Source organism: Sphingomonas sp. HT-1 (assembly GCF_048568905.1).
GTDB lineage: Bacteria > Pseudomonadota > Alphaproteobacteria > Sphingomonadales > Sphingomonadaceae > Sphingomonas.
This window is the reverse complement of record NZ_CP183770.1, coordinates 2,156,822-2,177,301: the sequence shown is the minus strand read 5'-3', so window position 1 is coordinate 2,177,301 and position 20,480 is coordinate 2,156,822. Positions and strand designations below refer to the sequence as shown.

Sequence of the window (20,480 nt, the reverse complement as noted above, 5' to 3'; positions counted from 1 at the left end):
ACGGCGGCCCTTGTTTTCGGCTGCCGCGCCCTATCTTTCGTTCGACCCCTTTTTCCCGGCCTTTCCCGCCGGCGCACCTCCGGAGTGACCCATGCCCGACTTTGACTTCGACCTGTTCGTGATCGGCGCAGGTTCGGGCGGTGTACGCGCGTCGCGGATGTCGGCGGCCTATGGTGCCAAGGTGGCGGTGGCGGAGGAGTATCGCGTCGGCGGTACCTGCGTGATCCGCGGTTGCGTGCCGAAGAAGCTGCTGATCTTCGGCGCCCATTTCGCCGAGGACCTGAAAGATGCGCGCCGCTTCGGCTGGGACGTGCCCGATTGCCGTTTCGACTGGCCGACGCTGCGCGACAATGTGCTGGCGGACGTGGACCGGCTGAACGGCCTTTACACCCAGGGGCTGGAGAATAACGGCGTCGAGATCCTGCACGAGCGCGCTACCGTTACCGGACCGCAGGAGGTGACGCTGGCGAGCGGCCGCACGGTGCGCGCCAAGACGATCCTGATCGCCACCGGCGCGCACCCCCATGTGCCGAGTTTCCCCGGCAGCGAATATGGCATCACCTCTAACGAGGTCTTCCATCTAGAGACGCTGCCGAAGCGCGTGCTGATCGCCGGCGGTGGCTATATCGCCAACGAATTCGCAGGCATCTTCAACGAGTTCGGATCGAAGGTGACGCTGGTCAACCGCAGCGACGTGATCCTGCGCGGCTATGACATGCAGGTACGCGACCGGCTGCTCCAGATTTCGATGACCAAGGGCATCGATTTCCGCTTCTTCGCCGAATTCGAAAAGATCGAGAAGCAGGCGGACGGTTCGTTGCGCGTCTCGATGAGCGGCCATGATCCGATGGACGTCGATTGCGTGCTGTTCGCCACCGGCCGCGTGCCCAACAGCAAGGGGCTGGGGCTGGAGGCGCTGGGCGTCGAACTGGACGACAAGGGCGCGGTGAAGGTGGATGCGGACAATCGCAGCACCGTCGACAGCATCTATGCGGTGGGCGACGTGACCAATCGCGTCCAGCTGACGCCGGTGGCGATCCGCGAGGGCCAGGCCTTCGCCGACACGCTGTTCGGCGGCAAGCCGCACCGGGTCGACTATCACTGCATCCCGAGCGCGGTGTTCAGCCACCCGCCGATCGCCGCGGTGGGGATGACGGAAGGCGAAGCGCGCAACAAGCTGGGCTCGGTGAAGGTCTATACCTCGGACTTCCGGGCGATGAAGAACGTCCTTGCCGGTCGGCACGAGCGCGCGCTGTACAAGATGATCTGCGACGGCGTGACCGGCAAGGTGGTGGGCCTGCACATGATCGGTCCGGATGCGCCGGAGATTTTGCAGGCCGCCGCCGTGGCGGTGAAGGCGGGACTGACCAAGGACGCGTTCGACGCCACCGTGGCGCTGCACCCGAGCATGGCCGAGGAACTGGTGCTGCTCAAATAGGCTAGGCCCGCGCGGTTGCCCGGCGGCAGCCGCGCGGAGACAGATGGCGCGGCAGCTAACGCCCCAGTTGCGGTCATTCGAACCTTGTTGCATCATCTTCAGCATTAACTGCTAGGCAGGTGAACCGTTTGGCACCCGGACGAAAATGGTTGAAGGATTAGGCGTGACGAGGAGGGTGCGGTATTCAACTTTGACGGTGTTGCTGGTCGGGTTACTTGGCGGGTGCAGCGCAAATCCTATCGAGTCCTGTCAGTTCGGAAAGCGCATACGCGAACTACCAGTATCAGGTGTCATATTTGGAGCCGTCGGCACGAAAGTTAAAATAGATTCGTGCGGTGGAAGATATTTCAATTTATACTCACTCGGAGACATAAACCCTCCTGCTATTTTCACTAGATTAAAGGAATATTCTGAGAAACGCAGCCGGCCTGTTGGGTTTAAAGCAGTAGTAGACGGCTACATATTGACGGACGGCCCTAATAACGACTTTCTGCTAGTCATAGATATGAAAAGCGTAACCGAAGGCGGCAGAGCGATCGAGGAGTATCATCCGTAAAATTGCAATTGCCGTTCTAGCTGAACGGCAGCCTCCCACCACATTTCGCCATTCGGCGCGCTGCAGCAGACCCGCTCCTTCATTGGGCTGACTCGGCAGCGCCGCATTCCTGCTCTCGCAGGAGCGCGGGGCCGGGTTCCTGGCGAACTCTCGGCCGCTATTCGGCCGGTGCGGACACCGGTGCCTCGGCCTTGCGCGACAGCCAGATCGTCGTCGCCAGATCCCAGGTGACGTTGCCGACGGTGCGCATGATGTCCGGCAGGGTTTCCACCGCGACCAGCAGGCCCAGCGGCGTGATCGGCGCGCCGATCGTCGCGGCGACAGGGGAGATGGCGCTGACATAGCTGACCGTGCCGGGCAGGCTGACCGAGCCGAGCGACGTGAGCATCGCGACCACCGCGCCGACGAGCAGCGTGGGGACGGACAGCGGCACGCCGAACCAGGTGGCGACATAGATCGCCACGGCGAAGTTCATCGCCGGGCCGGTCGCGCGGAAGATCGCCACCGCCAGCGGCATGGTGACGCCGGAGACGGCCACCGGCACACCCACTTCCTCGGCGCTTTCGACCATCACCGGCAGCGTCGCAAGCGACGATTGGGTGCTGATCGCCACCGCCTGGCTGGGCAGCGCGGCGCGGATATAGCGCCCGAGGCCGATGCGCCCGCCGAGCACCGCCGCCGGATAGGCGAGCAGCGTGATGACCAGGCCGACGCTGGCGACGATCAGGATGTAGTGGAGCAGCGCGCCGAATGCGCCGGTGCCCGCCTTGGCGCCGACCACCAGCGCCAGCGCGAACACGCCGATGGGGCCGATCCAGAGCACCCAATCGATCACCACCAGCATCACGTCGCGCACTGCGATGAAGAAGTTGGTGAGCAGCGTGCGCGATTCCGTGCTTACCCGGGTGATCGCGAAGGCGAAGACCAGCGAGAAGATGATCAGCGAAAGAAACGCGTTTTCCGCCGCCGCCTTGACGATGTTGGCCGGGATGATCGCCGCCAGGAACTCGCCGAGCGGGGGCACCGGCCCGATCTTTTCCGCGCCGCTCAGCGCCGCGCGGAGGCTGGCAGCGGATTCCTGCGGCAGCGGCGCGATCTGGAGGAACAGCGGCGTCAGCACCGCGGCGACCAGCGCGGAGCAGAACAGCAGCACGACATAGAGCGCGATCGCCCGCCCGGCGAGGCGGCCGGCGGCGGCGGCCTCTGCCGTGGCGGTGACGCCGGTGATCAGCAGCGCGACCACCAGCGGCACGATCGTCATCTGCAGGCCGTTGAGCCAGGCCTGGCCCACCGGCTGTGCCCAGCCGGCGACGGCAAGGCCGGTCTGCGGCGAATAGGCCGACAATGTGGCGCCGATCGCGAGCCCGGCCAGCAGGGAAAGAAGAATACGGGTTGGTTGCGACATGCTCGCCCTTTGAGATTTTCGCCGCTATCACAGCACGCACACAACGCGACAAGGGCGCGAGAACGAGCAGCATGGCAAGAAAATATTTCGGCACCGACGGCATCCGCGGGGCGACCAACCTGTCCCCGATGACGGCGGCGATGGCGATGAAGGTGGGCATGGCCGCCGGCGCCCATTTCCGCCGCGGCGATCACCGCCACCGGGTGGTGATCGGCAAGGATACGCGACTGTCCGGCTATATGCTGGAAAATGCGATGGTCGCGGGTTTCACCAGCGTCGGCATGGACGTGGTGCTGGTCGGCCCGATGCCGACGCCGGCGGTGGCGATGCTGACCCATTCGATGCGCGCCGATCTGGGCGTGATGATCTCGGCGAGCCACAACCCGTATTTCGACAACGGCATCAAGCTGTTCGGGCCCGATGGCTACAAGCTCTCCGATGCCGACGAGGAGGCGATCGAAGGGCTGATCGAGGGCGATGTGGCGCTGGCGCCTTCCGCCGCCATCGGCCGGGCGCGGCGCGTGGAGGATGCGCGGGGCCGCTATATCCACTTCGCCAAATCGACCTTTCCGTCCGAACTGACGCTGGACGGGCTGAAAGTGGTGGTCGATTGCGCCAACGGCGCGGCGTATCAGGTGGCGCCCGCGGCGCTTTGGGAACTGGGCGCGGAAGTCGTCTCGATCGGTGTTTCCCCCAACGGCAAGAACATCAATGACGGCGTCGGCTCCACCGCGCCGCAGGTGCTGTGCGAAACGGTGGTGGGATCGGGGGCGGCGCTGGGTATCGCGCTCGACGGCGATGCCGACCGGCTGATCGTGGTCGACGAGACCGGCACGGTGATCGACGGCGACCAACTGATGGCGCTGATCGCCACCGGCTGGGCGCGGCAGGGTAAGCTTGCCGGTGGCGGGCTGGTGGCCACCGTCATGTCGAACCTGGGGCTCGAGCGGCACCTCGCCGCGCAGGGCCTGGGGCTGGTGCGCACCAAGGTGGGCGACCGCTATGTGCTCGAGAAGATGCGCGGCTCCGGCTATAATGTCGGCGGCGAGCAGAGCGGGCATATCATCCTCTCCGACTATGCCACCACCGGCGACGGGCTTGTCGCGGCGCTGCAGGTGCTGGCCGAGATCGTCCGCGCGGGTGCGCCGGCCAGCGAAGTGCTGCGCCGGTTCGAGCCATTGCCGCAGCTCCTCAAGAACGTCCGCTTCGCCGGCGGCAAGCCGCTGGAGGATGCGCGCGTGCAGGAGGTGATTGCAGGGGCAGAAGTCGAGCTGAAGGGGCGCGGCCGGCTGGTGATCCGCGCCTCCGGCACCGAACCGGTGATCCGGGTCATGGCCGAAGGCGATGATCGCGGGCAGGTGGAAGCGGTGGTCGACCGGATCTGCGACGCGGTGCGCGAGGCGGCAGCCTGATGCTGGACATGCGGCCCGATTGCGAACGCTGCGGCACCGACCTGCCGGCCGATGCCGGCGGCGCGTTCATCTGCTCGTTCGAATGCACCTTCTGCGCCGAATGCGCCGACGAACTCGACGAGCGCTGCCCCAATTGCGGCGGCGAACTGCTCGATCGTCCCGCGCGGGTCGGCGATGCGCTAAAGCGGCATCCGGCATCCACCGAGCGGAAGCACAAGGGGTAAGGGCATGGGCGCACGCGTGCTGATCATCGCAGGCTCGGATTCCGGCGGGGGCGCCGGGATCCAGGCCGACATCAAGACCGTGACCATGCTGGGTGGCCACGCGATGACCGCGATCACCGCGATCACCGCGCAGAATACGGTGGGCGTGCAGGCGGTGCATGCCGTGCCGACCGACATGGTGCTGGCGCAGATCGATTCGGTGGTGCGCGACATCGGCGTGGATGCGGTGAAGATCGGCATGATCGGTTCGGCCCGCACCGCGCTGGCAGTGGCCGAGCGGCTGGACGAACTGCCCGGCGTGCCGGTGGTGTTCGATCCCGTGATGGTGGCGACGAGCGGCGCCCGGCTGGCCGACGACGCGACCGTCGCCGCGTTCGAGCGGCTGATGGACCGGGCGACCGTGGTGACGCCCAACCTGCCCGAGCTGGAGGCGCTGGGCCGCGATCCGCAGGAGATCGTGGCGGCGCATCGCTGCGCGGTGCTGGTGAAGGGCGGGCATGGCGCGGGGCCGGAAGTGGTCGACACCCTCTATTCGTTCAATCCGGAGGACCCGCCGCGGATCGAGTGGCGCGATCCGAAGATCGACAGCGAGAACGACCATGGCACCGGCTGCACGCTGGCCTCCGCCATCGCCTGCGGCCTCGCCTGCGAATGGGACCTGCCCGAGGCGGTGAGCCGGGCGCGGCGCTTCGTGCGAATCGCGATGCGCGAGGCCGAGGGGCTGGGGCGGGGACACGGGCCGATGGCGCAGCAGGCGGTGCGGCTCGACCTCAACATGAGCTTCTTCGAGCCGATGCTGAACCAAGTGACGGTGCCGGCGCAGGATCTGGTGGCGAGCGAGCGCTTCTATCGGCTGCTCGGGCTGCGGCAGGTGGTGCGCGCCAGCCCCCGCTATGCGCGCTTCGAGACCGAGGGCGGCGCGACCTTCTCGATCGCGACCGACGAGGCGTACACCGCGCCGGTGGTCTATTTCGAATGCGGCGACCTCGACGTGACCGTCGCCTATCTCCAGCAGCAGGGCTTCCGCTTCGAACAGGAGCCCAAGGACGAGAAATGGGGCTGGCGCGAGGCGCGGTTGCGAGATCCTGCCGGCAACCAGATCCGGCTATATCAGGCTGGCGAAATGCGCCGCTTTCCGCCATGGCGGATCGAGGACGATGCCTGACCTTTCCTACGAAACCCGCTATTTCCAGCGCCACGCCGGCCCGGTAGCCGGAGTGGACGAGGCCGGGCGCGGTCCGCTGGCCGGACCGGTGGTGGCCGCCGCGGTGGTGCTGGACCCGGACTGCATTCCCGAGGGCATCAACGATTCCAAGGCGCTGACGGCCGCCAAGCGCGCGCGGCTGTGCGAGGAACTGCTCGCCTGCGCGAAGGTGGGGGTGGGGATCGCCAGCGTCGAGGAGATCGACCGGCTGAACATCCTGTGGGCGACGATGCTGGCGATGACGCGCGCGGTAGAGTCCCTCGGCTTCCCGCCCGCCTTCGTGCTGGTCGACGGCAATCGCTGCCCGAAATGGGATCATCGCAGCGAGGCGGTGGTGAGCGGCGATGCGCTGTGCCTGTCGATTGCGGCGGCCTCGATCGTCGCCAAGCATCGGCGCGACTGCATGATGGTGGAACTCGATGCGCAGTTCCCCGGCTATGGCTGGGCATCGAACAAGGGCTATGGCGGCAAGGCCCACCAGGAGGCGCTGCGCGCGCTGGGCCCGACACCGCACCATCGCCGCAGCTTTGCGCCGGTCGCGCAGGCACATCTCGATTTCGGGCCGATCGCGGCGGAATAACCCGGCAAATTTTGCCTAGTGCGCCCTGCGCTTTCGCCGCCGTCCTACAATGGAAGGATAGCAGCGGGAGGAGCGGGCATGGCATATATGGGCAGCATCATGGGAGGGGCGGCCGGCGGGTTCCAGCCCGTGACGCGCTATGATCCCGTCCTGGCCGAACTGCTGCGCGAGGCGATCGTCGGGCCGGCGAGCTTCCACGAAATGGCGGCGATGGTTCGCTATGCCGAATCGCGCGGGCTGGGGGCGATCCGCTTCCGCTTCGACGACGGTGCGGCGCTGACCGACCCGATGCATCCGCTGCACATCGCCTTTCTGGAAACGCTGCGCGATCCGGCGCTGGCGAGCGCATTCGCCGATCTGGGCGAGATCGAACCCTGGCGGGAGCGGGCATTGTCGCTGCGCCTGCCCTCCGACATGCTGGGGCCGCGGCCCAGTCGCAAGGCGCTGCGCAGGGCGATGCAGGCGGCGGGCACCTCGTGTGAAGTGCGCGTGGCGCTGTGCGTCGCGGCGCGCCTCCGATTCGGCGACGAGGCCGAATGGCTGGGGCGCGAGGCGCAGGCGCTCTACGAACTGGGACTGTTCACGCAGGCCCGTGCGCGGCTCGCGGCAAGCGTCGCGGGCGGCGGTGAGGCCATCGCGATCGGTTGAATCGTTGGCGGAACGTTCCAGCTTATCCACAGGGCGGGAAAATTTTCACGAAACCGGAACTGAGTCTTTTCGGCCACACCCACCAGCGCTTGGGCCTGTGGATAACTTCTTGACTCAAGATATGGCGGGTGCCGAAATGTTCCGCCGCGCCAACTACCTGCTTCGGGTCACCACCCGGCGATCCCCCCTCTTGACGGAGGAGTCGCTCGGCCCCGAATAGGGGTGCCTTTTGAGCGAAGGGGCAATGATTCATGGGCGTGCTGGAGAAGGTCAAACGGGCGGGTGCGCGCGTCGCGAAGCAGGCGCCGGCCGTGCTGCCGCTGGACACGATCCTGCGCCAGGACTGCATCGAGGCGATGCGCGGGCTGCCCGACAAGTCGATCGACATGATCTTCGCCGATCCGCCGTACAATCTGCAGCTGGGCGGCGATCTCAACCGTCCCGACGGCAGCCATGTCGACGCGGTGACGGACGAGTGGGACAAGTTCGACAGCCTCGCTGCCTATGACAAGTTCACCCGCGAATGGCTGGCGCAGGCGCGGCGCATCCTGAAGGACGATGGCACGATCTGGGTGATCGGCAGCTACCACAACATCTTCAAGGTGGGCTCGGCGATCCAGGATCTGGGCTTCTGGATCCTCAACGACATCATCTGGCGCAAGGCCAACCCGATGCCCAACTTCAAGGGCACGCGGTTCACCAACGCGCACGAAACGCTGATCTGGGCGTCGAAGGGCGAGAAGTCGCGCTACACCTTCAACTATCGCTCGATGAAGACGCTCAACGACGAGCTGCAGATGCGCAGCGACTGGGAATTCCCGATCTGCAGCGGGCAAGAGCGGCTGAAGAAGAACGGTCACAAGGTCCACCCGACGCAAAAGCCGGAGGCGCTGCTGTACCGCGTGCTGCTGTCCTGCACCAAGCCGGGCGACGTGGTGCTCGATCCGTTCTTCGGCACCGGCACCACCGGCGCGGTGGCCAAGCGCCTCGGCCGGCGCTGGATCGGCATCGATCGCGAGGGCGTGTACGTGGAAGCGGCGCTGGAGCGCATCGCCGCCGCGCTGCCGCTCGACGAGAGCGCGCTGCAGACGATGCAGGCTCCCAAGGCCGCCCCGCGCGTGGCGTTCGGCCAGCTGGTCGAAAATGGCTATTTCGTACCCGGCACCGTGCTGAGCGACGTGAAGGGCCGCTGGCGCGCGGTGGTGGGCGCGGACGGCTCGCTGAGCTGCGACGGGCAGGCGGGGTCGATCCACAAGCTGGGTGCGACGCTGCAGGGCGCGCCGAGCTGCAACGGCTGGACCTTCTGGCATTACGAGGATCAGGGCGGCCTCAAGCCGATCGACGCGCTTCGCCAGACCTATCTGCTCGCGACGCAGCCGTAAGCGCCTGCCGTCAAATGCCCCTCCCTCTTGCGGGAGGGGCTAGGGGAGGGTGCGACGTGGAGGTTCTTTCTTCACCGGCGTAGCCTGCGTCCCGCCCGCCCCTACCCCGACCCCTCCCGCAAGCGGGACGGGAGCGAAGGCTTAGAGGGTTGCGCTTTTATTGCGAGCGTTGCGCCGGTAGCACGACCGAATGCTCAACCTTCCGTCCGCCGCGCGCCTCTACCTCCGCCCGATCCAGTTCGTCGACACGCCCGTCGGGCGCGATGGCGAGGTCGCGCGGCTGGCGGGCGGGCTTTGCTGGTTCTCCGGCTATGAACTGATCGCAGTGGAGAACGGTAAGCGGGTTCTTCAGCGCGCCGTCTCCATCTCCGATGCCGAGGCCGATCCCCGCCTCGCCTCCATCGCCGCGCGCATCACCGCGCCCCGCCCGCCGCTGACCCTCGGCACCCGCACCCTGCGCTTCGATCAGCCGCAAGTGATGGCGATCCTCAACATGACGCCCGACAGCTTCTCCGACGGCGGCAAGCATCTGGGCGACCCGGCCGCTGCCGCGCAGTCGGGTGTCGACATGAGCATTGCCGGCGCGGCGATCCTCGACGTGGGCGGCGAATCCACCCGGCCGGGCGCGGAAACGGTGTGGGAAGGCGACGAGATTGCGCGCGTCGTGCCGGTGATCGAGCGGCTGGCAGCGAGCGGCGCGGCGATCTCGATCGACACCCGCAAGGCGGCGGTCATGGAGGCGGCGCTCGCTGCGGGCGCGCATGTCGTCAACGACGTGTCCGCGCTGCTCTACGACGATCGTGCACTGGAGGTGGTCGCGCGCGCGGGCTGCCCCGTCGTGCTGATGCACGCCGCCGACCCCAAGCACGGCGCCAAGGGGACGGGCGGCTATGCCGACGTGCTGATCGAGGTCTATGACTGGCTGGAGGCGCGCGTCGAGGCCGTGGTTGCCGCCGGCGTCGACCGGGCGAAGATCGTCATCGATCCCGGCATCGGCTTCGGCAAGTCGCTGGCGGACAATCTCGCGCTGATGAACGGCTTGGCGCTGTTCCACGGGATCGGCTGCCCGATCCTGCTGGGCGCGAGCCGCAAGCGGGTGGTCGGCGCGCTCGCCAACGACGCGCCCGCCGAACAGCGGCTGGGCGGATCGCTCGCGCTGGCGTTGAAGGGGGCCGCGCTGGGCGTGCAGCTGCTGCGTGTCCACGACGTGTTCGAGAGCGTCCAGGCGCTGCGGGTGTGGCGCGGCATGCAGGATGCCGCGCTCACCGCGCCTCACGCTGCGGTCTGATCGATCCCCAGCTCGCCGAGCTTTCGGTACAGCGTTGAGCGACCGATGCCGAGGCGGCGGGCGACCTCGGTCATCCGGCCGCGATAATGGCCGATCGCCAGCCGGATCACATCCGCCTCGATCTCGTCGAGCGGGCGCAGATTGCCGTCGGGCCGGAACAGCGTGATGCCGGCCGCGGCCGCGGCGGCCGCTCCCATCGGGCCGGGCGTGGCCGAACGACCGCGGGTGAGCTGGGCGATTTGCGGGAAATCCTCCTGCGTCAGCCCGTCTTCGTCGCAGAGCACGGCCGCGCGGAACAATGCATTTTGCAGCTGGCGGACATTGCCCGGCCAATCATAGCTGCTGAGCAACTGCAGCGCGTCTTCGCTGATCCCGAGCGCGCGCAGCCCCGGCTGTTCGGCGATGCGACCGAGCAGATGCCGAACGAGCGCCGGGATGTCGCCGGCGCGCTCGCGCAGCGGCGGGATGGTGACCTGCACGACGTTCAGCCGATAATAGAGATCTTCGCGGAAGCGGCCTGCTTCGACTTCGGCGAGCAGCGGCACGTTGCTGGCGGCGACGATACGCACATCCACTTCGCGCGGATGCCGGGCGCCGAGCGGCTGGATCTCGCCGGTCTGCAGCACGCGCAGCAGCTTTACCTGCGCCTCCAGCGGCATTTCGTTGACTTCGTCCAGGAAGATGGTGCTGCCATCGGCATCGACGAAGCGGCCGATCTTGCGCTCGAACGCACCGGTAAAGGCGCCTTCCTCGTGCCCGAACAGCTCCGATTCGACGAGATTGGCGGTGATCGCACCACAATTGACGCAGACCAGTTCCTTGCGGCTGCGCGGCGAGGCGCTGTGGATCGCTTCGGCGACCACGTGCTTGCCGACGCCGCTTTCGCCTTCGATCAGCACCGGGACGCGGGCGCGAGCCGCCTTCGCTGCGATCGCCAGCGCGGCGCGGAACTGCGGCGCCGAGCCGACGATGCCGCCGAAGCCGAGATTGGCGGTGAGCTTTTCGGTCAGCGGCCGGAGCTCGCCGGCGCTGCTGCCGCCGAGCGCCGCTTCCAGCGCCGCGAGCAGGCGTTCGGAGGCGATCGGCTTGACCAGGAAATCGCTGGCCCCCGCGCGCATGGCCGCAACCGCCGCGGCGACCGAGCCATTGGCTGCCAGGACGAGGATCGGCAAGGACGGGCGGCGTGCCCGCAGATCGCCGATCAGCGCCGAAGCATCCGCATCGGAACCCGAATGATCGAGGATGATCGCATCTACCGCCATGCCCTCGGCGGTCGCCAGCGTCGACAGCGCCGAGCCGGCGTCGTCGGCGAACAGCGTCCGCCAGCTGCGGCGCGATGCGATCGCCGCCACCAGACGCCGCTGCGCCGGTTCCGAATCGATCAGCAACAGAAGGCGCTGTCCGTTGCGCGTCATGCCGACTCCAGTCCCAATTGTCCCGTTTCGAGCCGCATCTCTAGTACAGATGCGTAAAGTTCGGCTTAAGCCTGCACGAACCAGTTCTTGGGCCGGCGGGGTTGAGGGCGCGCGACGCAGCGGTATAAGGCATGGGGCACCTTTGGAGAGGAAGCTGATCCATGGCGGAAACGGGCGAAAACGCTGGCGAGGTCCAAACGCATCTCGATACCTTCCACGGTTTCACTGCATTGATGAAATGGGGAACGGTCATCGTCGTGCTGATTGCCGCCTTTGTCGTCTTCCTGATCGCACATTGACGTGAAGATCGCTGTATTGAAAGAGGCCGCGTTTGCTGAGCGGCGGGTTGCGGCTACCCCGGAAACGGTGAAGAAGTTCATCGGCTTACAAGCGAACGTGGCAATCGAAAGCGGCGCGGGAATAGCCGCATCCTATAGTGACCAGGCCTATCGCGACGCCGGCGCGACGCTGGGATCGCGGGCGGAGGTGCTCGCAAACGCCGATATCGTGCTGGCCGTGCAGGGCCCCGATCCGGACAGCCTGGCGGGCCTGAAGCAGGGCGCGTGGCTGGTTGCCGGGCTGAACCCGTTCGGCGAGCGGGCGCGACTCGATCGCTACGCCGCGCTGGGGCTCGAAGCGCTTTCGATGGAATTCATGCCGCGCATCACGCGGGCGCAATCGATGGATATCCTGTCGTCGCAATCGAACCTTGCCGGCTACAAGGCGGTGCTGGACGCGGCGGCCGAATTTGACCGCGCCTTCCCGATGATGATGACGGCTGCGGGCACGGTGAGCGCCGCCAAGCTGTTCGTGATGGGTGTGGGCGTGGCGGGGCTGCAGGCGATCGCCACCGCACGGCGGCTGGGCGCGCAGGTTTCCGCGACCGACGTGCGCGCCGCGACCAAAGAGCAGATCCTGTCGCTTGGCGCGAAGCCGATCTTCGTGGAGAATGTGAAGGGCATCGAAGGCGAAGGCACCGGCGGCTATGCCACCGAGATGAGCGACGAATACAAGGCGGCGCAGGCCGAACTCGTCTCCGCGCACATCGCCAAGCAGGATATCGTGATCACGACCGCGCTGATCCCGGGGCGCCCCGCGCCGCGACTGATCAGCGACGCGCAGGTGGCCAGCATGAAGCCGGGCAGCGTGATCGTCGACCTGGCGGTGGAGCAAGGCGGCAATGTGGAAGGCGCAGTGCCGGGCGAAATCGTCGAACGACACGGTGTGAAGATCATCGGCCATCGCAACGTTCCCAGCCGGCTGGCGACCGATGCCTCCGCGCTGTTCGCGCGCAACCTGTTCAACTTTCTGTCTGCGTTCTGGGACAAGGATGCGGGCAAGCCGGTGCTGGACGACGAGATCGGCAGTGCCGTCCGCGTGACGCAGGGCGGCAAGGTGGTGCACGAGAGGTTGTTGTCGTGACACCGGTTGCGCTCCCTGATCCTCCCCGGCACGGGGAGGGGGACCGCGCGAAGCGCGGTGGAGGGGGAGTGCAGCGGGCAATCCGGCCGGAAGTCGCGTTGGCGCGCCGGCTGGTAATCGAAGTCGATGGTCAGGTGCATGCGGTGCCCGTGGTGGTTGCGCACGACCGCCGCAAGGATCGGTTTCTTGCGGATAATGGATATCATGTTGTGCGTATCGATGCGGCGGAGATTTTGCAGGACACGGACGCAGTAGCGTCCCCGATCGCGTCCTTTGCCGGGCTCCCCCTCCATCAGCCTGCGGCTGGTCCCCTTCCCCGTGCCGGGAAGGATCTTTCGGCGCCGATGCGCGCGGATCAGGAGTAACTATGGACTTCATCTCGATCCTGTCGATCTTCGTGCTGGCGTGTTTCGTCGGCTATTATGTGGTGTGGTCGGTGACGCCGGCACTACACACGCCGCTGATGGCGGTGACCAACGCCATTTCTTCGGTCATTATCGTCGGTGCGCTGATCGCCAGCGCGGCAAGCGGGATCGGCGCGGGCGGAGCGACCTCCAAATGGCTGGGCCTGCTCGCGGTGGTGCTGGCCAGCATCAACATCTTCGGCGGGTTCGCGGTGACGGCGCGGATGCTCGCCATGTACAAGAAAAAGGCGCGTTGATGCGCCGCCTGGGGGAATGCTGAGCATGGAACATCTGGCAAGCAATCCATGGGCGTCGCTGGCCTATCTGGTGGCGGGAGTATGCTTCATCCTGGCGCTGCGTGGCCTTTCCAGCCCGTCGTCGAGCCAGCGCGGCAACCGGCTGGGCATGATCGGGATGACGATTGCGGTCGTCACCACGCTGGTAACGCACATCCCGTGGATCGCTCCGCCATGTCCGACGGGTGCGATCTGCGAGAATTTCGGCACGCCGGTGCTGGACATGCTGACAATGATCGAACTGCTGTTGGCGATCGGGATCGGCGCCGCGATCGGCATCGTCACGGCGCGGCGGATCGCGATGACGGCGATGCCGCAGCTGGTCGCCGCGTTCCACTCGCTGGTGGGCCTGGCCGCCGTGCTGGTCGCCGCGGCGGCGTTCCTCAATCCCGGCGCGTTCGGGATTCTGGGCGCAGACGGCGAGATCCTCAGCGTAAGTCGCGTCGAGATGGGGCTGGGCGTGGCGATCGGCGCGATCACCTTTTCTGGATCGGTGATCGCGTTCCTGAAGCTGAACGGCAACATGGGCGGCAAGCCGATCCTGCTGCCGGGCCGCCACGTGATCAACCTGGCGCTGCTCGCCGGCATCCTGGGTCTGGTCGGCTATTTCACGCAGGACCAGGCGCCCTGGATCTTCTGGACCATCACCGTGCTGAGCTTCGTGATCGGCTTCCTGCTGATCGTGCCGATCGGCGGTGCGGACATGCCTGTCGTGGTGTCGATGCTGAACAGCTATTCGGGCTGGGCGGCGGCGGCGATGGGCTTCACGCTGCACAACACCGCGATGATCGTCACCGGCGCGCTGGTCGGCAGTTCGGGCGCGATCCTGAGCTACATCATGTGCCGCGCGATGAACCGCAGCTTCATCAGCGTCATCGCCGGGGGCTTTGGCGGCGATGCCGGCGGCGGCGCGGGCGGCGCGGCCGCAATCGACCGGCCGTGGAAGCGCGGCTCGGCCGATGATGCCGCTTTCCTGATGAGCCAGGCCGAGCAGGTGATCATCGTTCCGGGCTATGGCATGGCGGTGGCGCAGGCCCAGCATGCACTGCGCGAAATGGGCGACAAGCTGAAGGCGCATGGCGTGCGGGTGAAATATGCGATTCACCCGGTTGCCGGGCGCATGCCGGGGCACATGAACGTGCTGCTGGCCGAAGCCAATGTGCCTTATGACGACGTGTTCGAGCTGGAAGACATCAACTCGGAATTCGCCCAGACCGACGTCGCCTTCGTTATCGGCGCCAATGACGTGACCAATCCCGCCGCCAAGACCGACAAGTCCTCGCCGATCTACGGCATGCCAGTTCTGGACGTTGAGAAGGCGAAGACCGTGCTGTTCATCAAGCGCAGCATGGGCGGTGTGGGCTATGCCGGTGTCGACAATGAGTTGTTCTATCGCGATAACACGATGATGCTGCTGGCGGATGCCAAGAAGATGGTTGAGGAGATCGTGAAGGCGCTCGAATAGCGCACACGGCGCGTCGGCTGCTCCGAAACGGAGGGAACGCGCCCGCGGCGGGGATGGTCGATCCGAAATGGAGGAACTCCTTCTCCGCCATTTCGGACCTTTGCGGCAAGGATGGGGAACAGACGCCGAACTTGGAGGGGGTTATGCACGACATTGCTTACGCCGATGGCGACATGCCCGTCCGATATGATCTTCCGTCCGAAGTGGCGCTGATCGTCGCCGCGCAGGGGCCCGAGAGCGTTGCGGCGTGCCGGGCCGCCCGCCAGGCCGGATACCGCACCCGCACGCCGATCGACGCGGCCGCCGCGCTGGTGGAGCCGCATCTGACCGACGGTGTGCAGATCGTCCTGCTAGAGGCAGCCGGCCTGCCGCTTTCGCTGGCCGAACCGCTGCTCGCGCGGCTGGGCGGGCTGGCGGAGGAGCGGCGCCTTCCGCTGATCGCCACGGTGGCGGACGACCAGATCGATCTCGCGGCCGCGCTGTTGCCGCCCGAGGCGGCGCTGCAATGCGCGCCCAGCGATGCCGATCGGCTGGGCAGCGCCCTGTTCGCGCGCCAGCAGGGAGCGGCGCGCCTGCACGACAGCGCGCGCGACACCGATGCGCTGCGAATGCGGCGGTTCCAGGAGGAAGTGGCGCGAATCGCGGATTCGCTGGCGCGGCTGACGCGTGCGGAAATGAGCGATGAGCCCGCGATGGTGCGCAACGACAGCCTCGCCTTTCGCAGCGACGATGCGCTCCTGCCGAGCCCGCAGGAGATCCGCCGGGTGATCCGGGCACGCCGGATGCGGGCCGACTTCTTCGAAGGCGAGCTGTTCGCCGATCCTGCCTGGGACATGCTGCTGGACCTGTTTGCCGCCGAACTGGAGCACCGCCAGGTATCGGTTTCCAGCCTGTGCATCGCTGCTGCCGTGCCGCCCACCACCGCGTTGCGCTGGATCGGCACGATGAACGAAGCGGGGCTGTTCGAGCGTCGGGCCGATACCAACGATCGCCGCCGCGCCTATATCGGGCTCACCCAGCGCGCCCGCGACGGCATGCTCCGCTATGCAGGCGCAGTGAAGCGGGCGGGACTGAATTTGGCATGAGGGTCTTGCCCTTCGCGCCGAGCTTTGGCATCGGCGTTCAACGCAATCGCTCGTGGCGGTCTGCGGGCGGTTAGCTCAGTTGGTAGAGCATCTCGTTTACACCGAGAGGGTCGGCGGTTCGAGCCCGTCACCGCCCACCATTTCTCACATTGATATCGTGAGGCCGCGAACTCCTGCGTCGCGTGGGGCGGGCACCCGCGGGCGCCCGCCGCGGCGGATCAGTTCGCCTTGAACGTCGGCTTGTCGCCCGTGAAGGCCAACGTGACATAGCTGTTGTCGCACAGGTTGATGTTCGACCAGACCGCGCTGGTCTTGTCTTCGAACGTGCCCCGCACATCGAACTTGCAGGCGGACGCCGCCTTGTCGAAATGCACCGTCGTCTTGCCGCCGGCCTTGACCTTGCCGTTCTTGTTCAGTTCGGCGTCGAACTTGTTTTCGACCCAGGCGGTGCTGCCTGTCGGCGCGACTTCGATCTTGTCGATGGCCTTGCCGGTGCTGTTGATCAGCATGAAATCCCATTCGTCGGCCAACGCGGGGGTGGCCGCCGCGAGGATCGCTGCGGACGTGATGAGTGCCAGTTTCTTCATGGTCTATGTCCCTCCAGTACGAAGTATTTTGCGCCCAACTGCGCCGCCGGGCAAGGGCGTAACAATGCCTATAGCGCGCGTACCAGCCGTACGGCGACGGCGATCCAGGCGGGATCCGCCACCACCTGTTGGCGCCCGCCCGCGCCCGGCGGCAGCAGCTGCAGCCGATCGCCGTCGCGTCCGATCAGCCGACCGAACAGGAACCGCCCGGCAGGGCGCGGCACCAGCACGTCGCGATTGAGAGCACGGCCGAAGTCTGGCGGCGCAAGCCGTTCGCACCAGATCGCGTCGCCGGCGCGATATTCGCCGATACTCGCCTCCACCGCGATCGCGACCGTTCCCGCTTCAGGGCGCGGTGGCACCAGCGTGCTAGGGCGGCGGGGTGCGTGCGCGCCATCGGCTTCGAGCAGCGCGGCGACCGGGATGTCGGGCCGCTCGGGCAGCTGAACGAGATCGGCGGCATCGACGTCCAGCGCCGCAGCGATGCGGTTGAGCCATGCCACCGATACGGTGCGCGTACCGGTTTCGAGCCGGCCGATCGTCTGCGCCGTCGTCGGCGGCACGCAGCGCTGCGCGACATCGTCGAGCGTCAGTCCCTTGGCGCGGCGCACTTCGCGAATGGCAGTGATCATCGCCCACTCCTAACCAAATCGGTTTTCTCCTTTCCTACAGATGCGCCGCGATGGCAAGAGGGTGCGACTCGGAACGAAAGGAGATCACGCGATGCAGGATCGAGTGGAGCAGGTGCTGAACGTGGACGTGCAGAGCCGTGCGCGACGGCGGGTCACGGTGAACCTGGCCGAGTCACCGCTGCGCTGGCTGCGCGCACGCGGCCATGTCGATGCGCGCCAGTTCGAAGCGGGCGAGCGGCTGCGCGCCGATTATGAGCGGGCGGCGCTGGGTCCGCGGGTGACGATGTGCTGGGATCCGGCACCGCGCTCTGACGGAAGGCGAAGCGCACCGGCACCGATGGACCCGACCCTGGCGCAGATTGCCGCCAAGCGCCGCTTCGACGTGGCGATCGCGGCGGCAGGGCGGGGGCTGGCGGACGTGCTATGGCGCGTGGTGTGCGCCGGCGAAGGTCTGCGCGAGGCGGAACAGGCGCTTGGCTGGCCCAGCCGGGCGGGCAAGCTGGTGCTGTGCCTCGCGCTCGACCGGGTGGCGGACCATTATGGTCTGCCGGGATCGGACGACGGCGTGGCGGCGGGGCGGGCAAGGAACCGGCTATAGGCCCAGCCGATCGCGATCAGCGCCACGCCGAGCCCCAGGAAGGAAAGGATGCGCAGCAGCCCGTCCAGCGCGGCGGCATCGACCAGGAACACCTTGAAGGTGGCGCAGGTGAGCAGCACGAGGCCGGCAATGCGCAAATCATGGCGCGCGGCGGTGATGCCGCGGACCAGCCAGGCCAGTGCGACGCCGAGCAACGCCGCCGAATAGCCGCCATTCTCAAAGGTGCTGATCGGCCCGGTGAGAATGGGCCCATGTGTCCATTGGCGGATCGCGACGAGCGCGGCGGCGAGGGTGAGCAAGGCGGCGGCAATCCGCCAGCGCGAGTGGGGCAGCGTCCAGCACCAGAAGGCAGCAAGGGCGAGATGCACCAGCGGCAGCGGGCCGCTCCACTGCGCCACGAACGCCGGATTGACCATCAGCGCGTCGAACAGCACGATGCGGGCGAGGCCGAGCAGCAGCAGCGCGCGGCTGAGCGTTGGCAGGCGGCCGGCGCGTGCAAGCGCCCATCCGGCGGCAAGACAGACCTGCGTGATCAGCGCCCGTTCGACAAAGCCCCAGGCGAGGAAGCGTTCGGGCGTGGCGATGGCGAGCGGCTGCTTGGCGAGCGCATAGAGCAGCATCAGGCCCAGCCCTGCGGCCAGCGGCGCGGCCAATCTCCGGGCGGCACCGAACTGGCGCGGGTCACCAAGCAGCACGATCGCGGCGGCTATCGGCAGGGCAAGGGTGCGCAGCAGATCGGCGAACGGCGGCAGCAGCGGATAGGCAATCCGGGTGCCGGTTGTCGTTTCGAACACCAGCCCGGCCAGCCCGAACAGTTGCGGCGCGGCGGCGACGAGTGCGGCGACCAGCGGCAGCACCGGCAGCACGAAGAGCGACGGCACCGTGTTCTGCCGCGCCCAGATGCCGAGCAGCAGCAGTGCCGCCGCGAGCGGCACGGCAACCCAGTTGTTCGGCACGAATTGCGCGAGGGCGACGGTGGCGAGCAGCGCGGTAGCGAGCGTGGTGGCGATCAGCGCGCGGCTGTCCGCTTCGGTACGCAGCGGCACAGCGAGGCGGGCGCAGGCCGCGGCTGCGGCGGCTTCGAGCAGTCCCCAGCCCCAGCCCGGCAACAAGGCAGCGGCGAAGAGATGCGCCACAAGCAGCGGTCCGCCGGTGCCGAGCAGCGCCACCAGCAGCCACTCCCGGCTGCGCCGCGCCAGCCATTGGCCGGTGCCACCGAACAACAGCGTGGCGACGATGGCTGCCAGCGGGGTGGGGCTAGTCGCGGGGGCAAGCAGCGCGAGCCCCTCGAGCGCGAGCAACAGCACCAGGCTGGCCAGCGCACCGGCCAGATAGGTCGCGTCGCGCCAGGCAAGGGCGAGCGCCGCCGCGGCGAGCACCAGATAGAAGCTCCAGGCAAGCGCGCTGAATTCCAGCCCCGGCGCGATCACCACCAGTTGAAGCAATCCGGCGAGCAGCGGCGCCAGGCGGAGCCAGCGGCTGCGGATCCCCGCTACGGGCAGCGCAGCGCTGGCGCCGCCGGCGAGCAGCATGGTGAAGCCGCCGACCGCCGAGAGATTGCCGCTGCCATCGAGTACCGCGATCAGAAACTGTGCCCAGGCCAGACCGGCGAAGCTCGCGGCAAAGGCCAGCCAGCCCCAGCCGCGATGGACCGCCAGCCCGAACAGCGCCGCCACGAACAGGCCGAGATACACCAGCAGCGGACCGACGCCGGCGGCATCGAACCCGGCGACCAGCGGCGCGAGGAAGCCGCCCACCAGTGCCATCACTGCGGTAGGCGGGCCATGGCGGAGCGACAGCGCCATCGCCCCCAGCGTGACCAACAGGACGAGGACGAAGGCGGAAAGCGGCGCAATCAGATGATAGAGCGCGGCAGCCATGTAGAGCGTGCCATAGAGGCTGGCGATGCCCGCACCGGCAAGGGCCTGGCCCAGCCGGGGATCGTCGCGCGTCGCCGGCAACCGCCGCACTGCCTCGCTGGCTGCGACCAGCGCGATGCCGAACAGCGCGGCGATCGTGGTGCGCGCGGCGGGGCCAAGCAGACCCTGTTCGATCGAATAGCGGACCAGGAAAAAGCCCGCGAGCACCAGCGCGACGCCGCCAATCCAGATCGGCAGCCGACCACCCACCAGCGATTCGAAGCTGAGTCGCGGAAGCGCAAAGCGCGACTCGGGCTCTGGCAGCGGTTCCGGCTGCGGTTCGCTGCGCAACGCGGGTTCGGGAATCGCGGGCGGGACCGGCCCGGACCTTGTGGTGGCGGTGACGGTGGCCGGCGGGCGGGGGATCGGCGCCGACTGGGTGCGATCGTGCAAGCGGGCGAGTTCCTCCTCCATCGCCTGCACGGTGCGCTCCAGCTGGCCGATCCGGGCCTGGAGCAGGAGAAAGCCGAACGCGCCGGCACAGGCGACAAGCAGGAGAAGCGAACCGATCATCGGCACC

At 67.3% G+C, this 20,480-nt stretch carries 20 protein-coding genes and 1 tRNA gene; 16 read left to right on the top strand and 5 right to left on the bottom strand.

The genetic code is table 11. The features are described from left to right. Positions 1-91 precede the first annotated feature (91 nt). Positions 92-1,438: a glutathione-disulfide reductase gene (gorA, locus tag ACNFJ7_RS10040; RefSeq protein WP_019370462.1), complete on the top strand. Its 1,347-nt coding sequence runs from the start codon at positions 92-94 to the stop codon at positions 1,436-1,438. A gap of 713 nt (positions 1,439-2,151) precedes the next feature. Here the strand turns inward: gorA and ACNFJ7_RS10035 are convergent. Next, positions 2,152-3,399: a dicarboxylate/amino acid:cation symporter gene (locus ACNFJ7_RS10035; protein WP_019370461.1), complete on the bottom strand. Its 1,248-nt coding sequence runs from the start codon at positions 3,397-3,399 to the stop codon at positions 2,152-2,154. Positions 3,400-3,470: 71 nt separating this feature from the next. On the opposite strand from ACNFJ7_RS10035, the gene glmM reads away from it, so the two are divergent. The 7 genes from glmM to folP all read left to right on the top strand — a co-directional run bounded on the left by glmM (position 3,471) and on the right by folP (position 10,137). Then, positions 3,471-4,811: a phosphoglucosamine mutase gene (glmM, locus tag ACNFJ7_RS10030; protein ID WP_019370460.1), complete on the top strand. Its 1,341-nt coding sequence runs from the start codon at positions 3,471-3,473 to the stop codon at positions 4,809-4,811. After that, positions 4,811-5,035: a DUF1272 domain-containing protein gene (locus tag ACNFJ7_RS10025; RefSeq protein ID WP_019370459.1), complete on the top strand. Its 225-nt coding sequence runs from the start codon at positions 4,811-4,813 to the stop codon at positions 5,033-5,035. Before glmM ends, ACNFJ7_RS10025 begins: the two co-directional genes overlap by 1 nt. A gap of 4 nt (positions 5,036-5,039) precedes the next feature. Then, a complete protein-coding gene (gene thiD, locus ACNFJ7_RS10020; protein ID WP_019370458.1) occupies positions 5,040-6,200 on the top strand; it encodes a bifunctional hydroxymethylpyrimidine kinase/phosphomethylpyrimidine kinase in 1,161 nt (386 codons plus the stop codon). Next, positions 6,193-6,819, top strand: coding sequence for a ribonuclease HII (locus ACNFJ7_RS10015; RefSeq protein ID WP_019370457.1), 627 nt, complete (start codon positions 6,193-6,195; stop codon positions 6,817-6,819). The genes thiD and ACNFJ7_RS10015 overlap by 8 nt, the downstream gene beginning before the upstream one ends. Positions 6,820-6,897: 78 nt before the next feature. Then, positions 6,898-7,467: a hypothetical protein gene (locus ACNFJ7_RS10010; RefSeq protein ID WP_019370456.1), complete on the top strand. Its 570-nt coding sequence runs from the start codon at positions 6,898-6,900 to the stop codon at positions 7,465-7,467. 251 nt (positions 7,468-7,718) lie between these two features. Beyond that, the gene (locus ACNFJ7_RS10005; protein WP_019370454.1) at positions 7,719-8,849 is read left to right on the top strand and encodes a site-specific DNA-methyltransferase; all 1,131 of its coding nucleotides are present in this window, start codon (positions 7,719-7,721) and stop codon (positions 8,847-8,849) included. 190 nt (positions 8,850-9,039) lie between these two features. Then, the gene (gene folP / locus ACNFJ7_RS10000) at positions 9,040-10,137 is read left to right on the top strand and encodes a dihydropteroate synthase (RefSeq protein ID WP_019370453.1); all 1,098 of its coding nucleotides are present in this window, start codon (positions 9,040-9,042) and stop codon (positions 10,135-10,137) included. On the opposite strand, the gene ACNFJ7_RS09995 is transcribed toward folP, so the two are convergent. Next, complete coding sequence (locus ACNFJ7_RS09995) at positions 10,122-11,552, bottom strand: sigma-54-dependent transcriptional regulator (protein WP_019370452.1); 1,431 nt, start codon at positions 11,550-11,552, stop codon at positions 10,122-10,124. The genes folP and ACNFJ7_RS09995 overlap by 16 nt on opposite strands. Positions 11,553-11,713: 161 nt before the next feature. Between ACNFJ7_RS09995 and ACNFJ7_RS09990 the strand changes: the two genes are divergently transcribed. The 7 genes from ACNFJ7_RS09990 (at position 11,714) to ACNFJ7_RS09960 (ending at position 16,364) form a co-directional block, all read left to right on the top strand. Then, positions 11,714-11,851, top strand: coding sequence for an aa3-type cytochrome c oxidase subunit IV (locus ACNFJ7_RS09990; RefSeq protein ID WP_019370451.1), 138 nt, complete (start codon positions 11,714-11,716; stop codon positions 11,849-11,851). A 1-nt stretch (position 11,852) separates the two neighbouring features. Further along, entirely contained in the window at positions 11,853-12,974 is a 1,122-nt protein-coding gene (locus ACNFJ7_RS09985) for a Re/Si-specific NAD(P)(+) transhydrogenase subunit alpha (RefSeq protein WP_026009292.1), read from the top strand. Next, complete coding sequence (locus ACNFJ7_RS09980) at positions 12,971-13,339, top strand: DUF559 domain-containing protein (protein WP_419724215.1); 369 nt, start codon at positions 12,971-12,973, stop codon at positions 13,337-13,339. The genes ACNFJ7_RS09985 and ACNFJ7_RS09980 overlap by 4 nt, the downstream gene beginning before the upstream one ends. A 2-nt stretch (positions 13,340-13,341) precedes the next feature. Next, a complete protein-coding gene (locus ACNFJ7_RS09975; RefSeq protein WP_019370448.1) occupies positions 13,342-13,635 on the top strand; it encodes a proton-translocating transhydrogenase family protein in 294 nt (97 codons plus the stop codon). 25 nt (positions 13,636-13,660) lie between these two features. Next, positions 13,661-15,139, top strand: a complete 1,479-nt coding sequence (locus ACNFJ7_RS09970) for an NAD(P)(+) transhydrogenase (Re/Si-specific) subunit beta (RefSeq protein ID WP_026009291.1) — start codon at positions 13,661-13,663, stop codon at positions 15,137-15,139. A gap of 143 nt (positions 15,140-15,282) precedes the next feature. Further along, entirely contained in the window at positions 15,283-16,224 is a 942-nt protein-coding gene (locus ACNFJ7_RS09965) for a hypothetical protein (protein ID WP_019370446.1), read from the top strand. Between the two features lie 64 nt (positions 16,225-16,288). Then, positions 16,289-16,364, top strand: a tRNA-Val gene (locus ACNFJ7_RS09960). A 78-nt stretch (positions 16,365-16,442) separates the two neighbouring features. On the opposite strand, the gene ACNFJ7_RS09955 is transcribed toward ACNFJ7_RS09960, so the two are convergent. Both ACNFJ7_RS09955 and ACNFJ7_RS09950 read right to left on the bottom strand, forming a co-directional pair. Then, positions 16,443-16,811: a hypothetical protein gene (locus ACNFJ7_RS09955; RefSeq protein WP_019370445.1), complete on the bottom strand. Its 369-nt coding sequence runs from the start codon at positions 16,809-16,811 to the stop codon at positions 16,443-16,445. Between the two features lie 68 nt (positions 16,812-16,879). After that, positions 16,880-17,443 (bottom strand): helix-turn-helix domain-containing protein, encoded by a 564-nt coding sequence (locus ACNFJ7_RS09950; protein WP_019370444.1) that lies wholly within the window; start codon positions 17,441-17,443, stop codon positions 16,880-16,882. A gap of 91 nt (positions 17,444-17,534) precedes the next feature. Between ACNFJ7_RS09950 and ACNFJ7_RS09945 the strand changes: the two genes are divergently transcribed. Next, the gene (locus ACNFJ7_RS09945) at positions 17,535-18,041 is read left to right on the top strand and encodes a DUF6456 domain-containing protein (RefSeq protein ID WP_050990192.1); all 507 of its coding nucleotides are present in this window, start codon (positions 17,535-17,537) and stop codon (positions 18,039-18,041) included. On the opposite strand, the gene ACNFJ7_RS09940 is transcribed toward ACNFJ7_RS09945, so the two are convergent. Beyond that, on the bottom strand, positions 17,981-20,473 hold the full coding sequence (locus ACNFJ7_RS09940; RefSeq protein WP_037513905.1) for a DUF2339 domain-containing protein: 2,493 nt from the start codon (positions 20,471-20,473) through the stop codon (positions 17,981-17,983). The genes ACNFJ7_RS09945 and ACNFJ7_RS09940 overlap by 61 nt on opposite strands. Between the last annotated feature and the right edge of the window lie 7 nt (positions 20,474-20,480).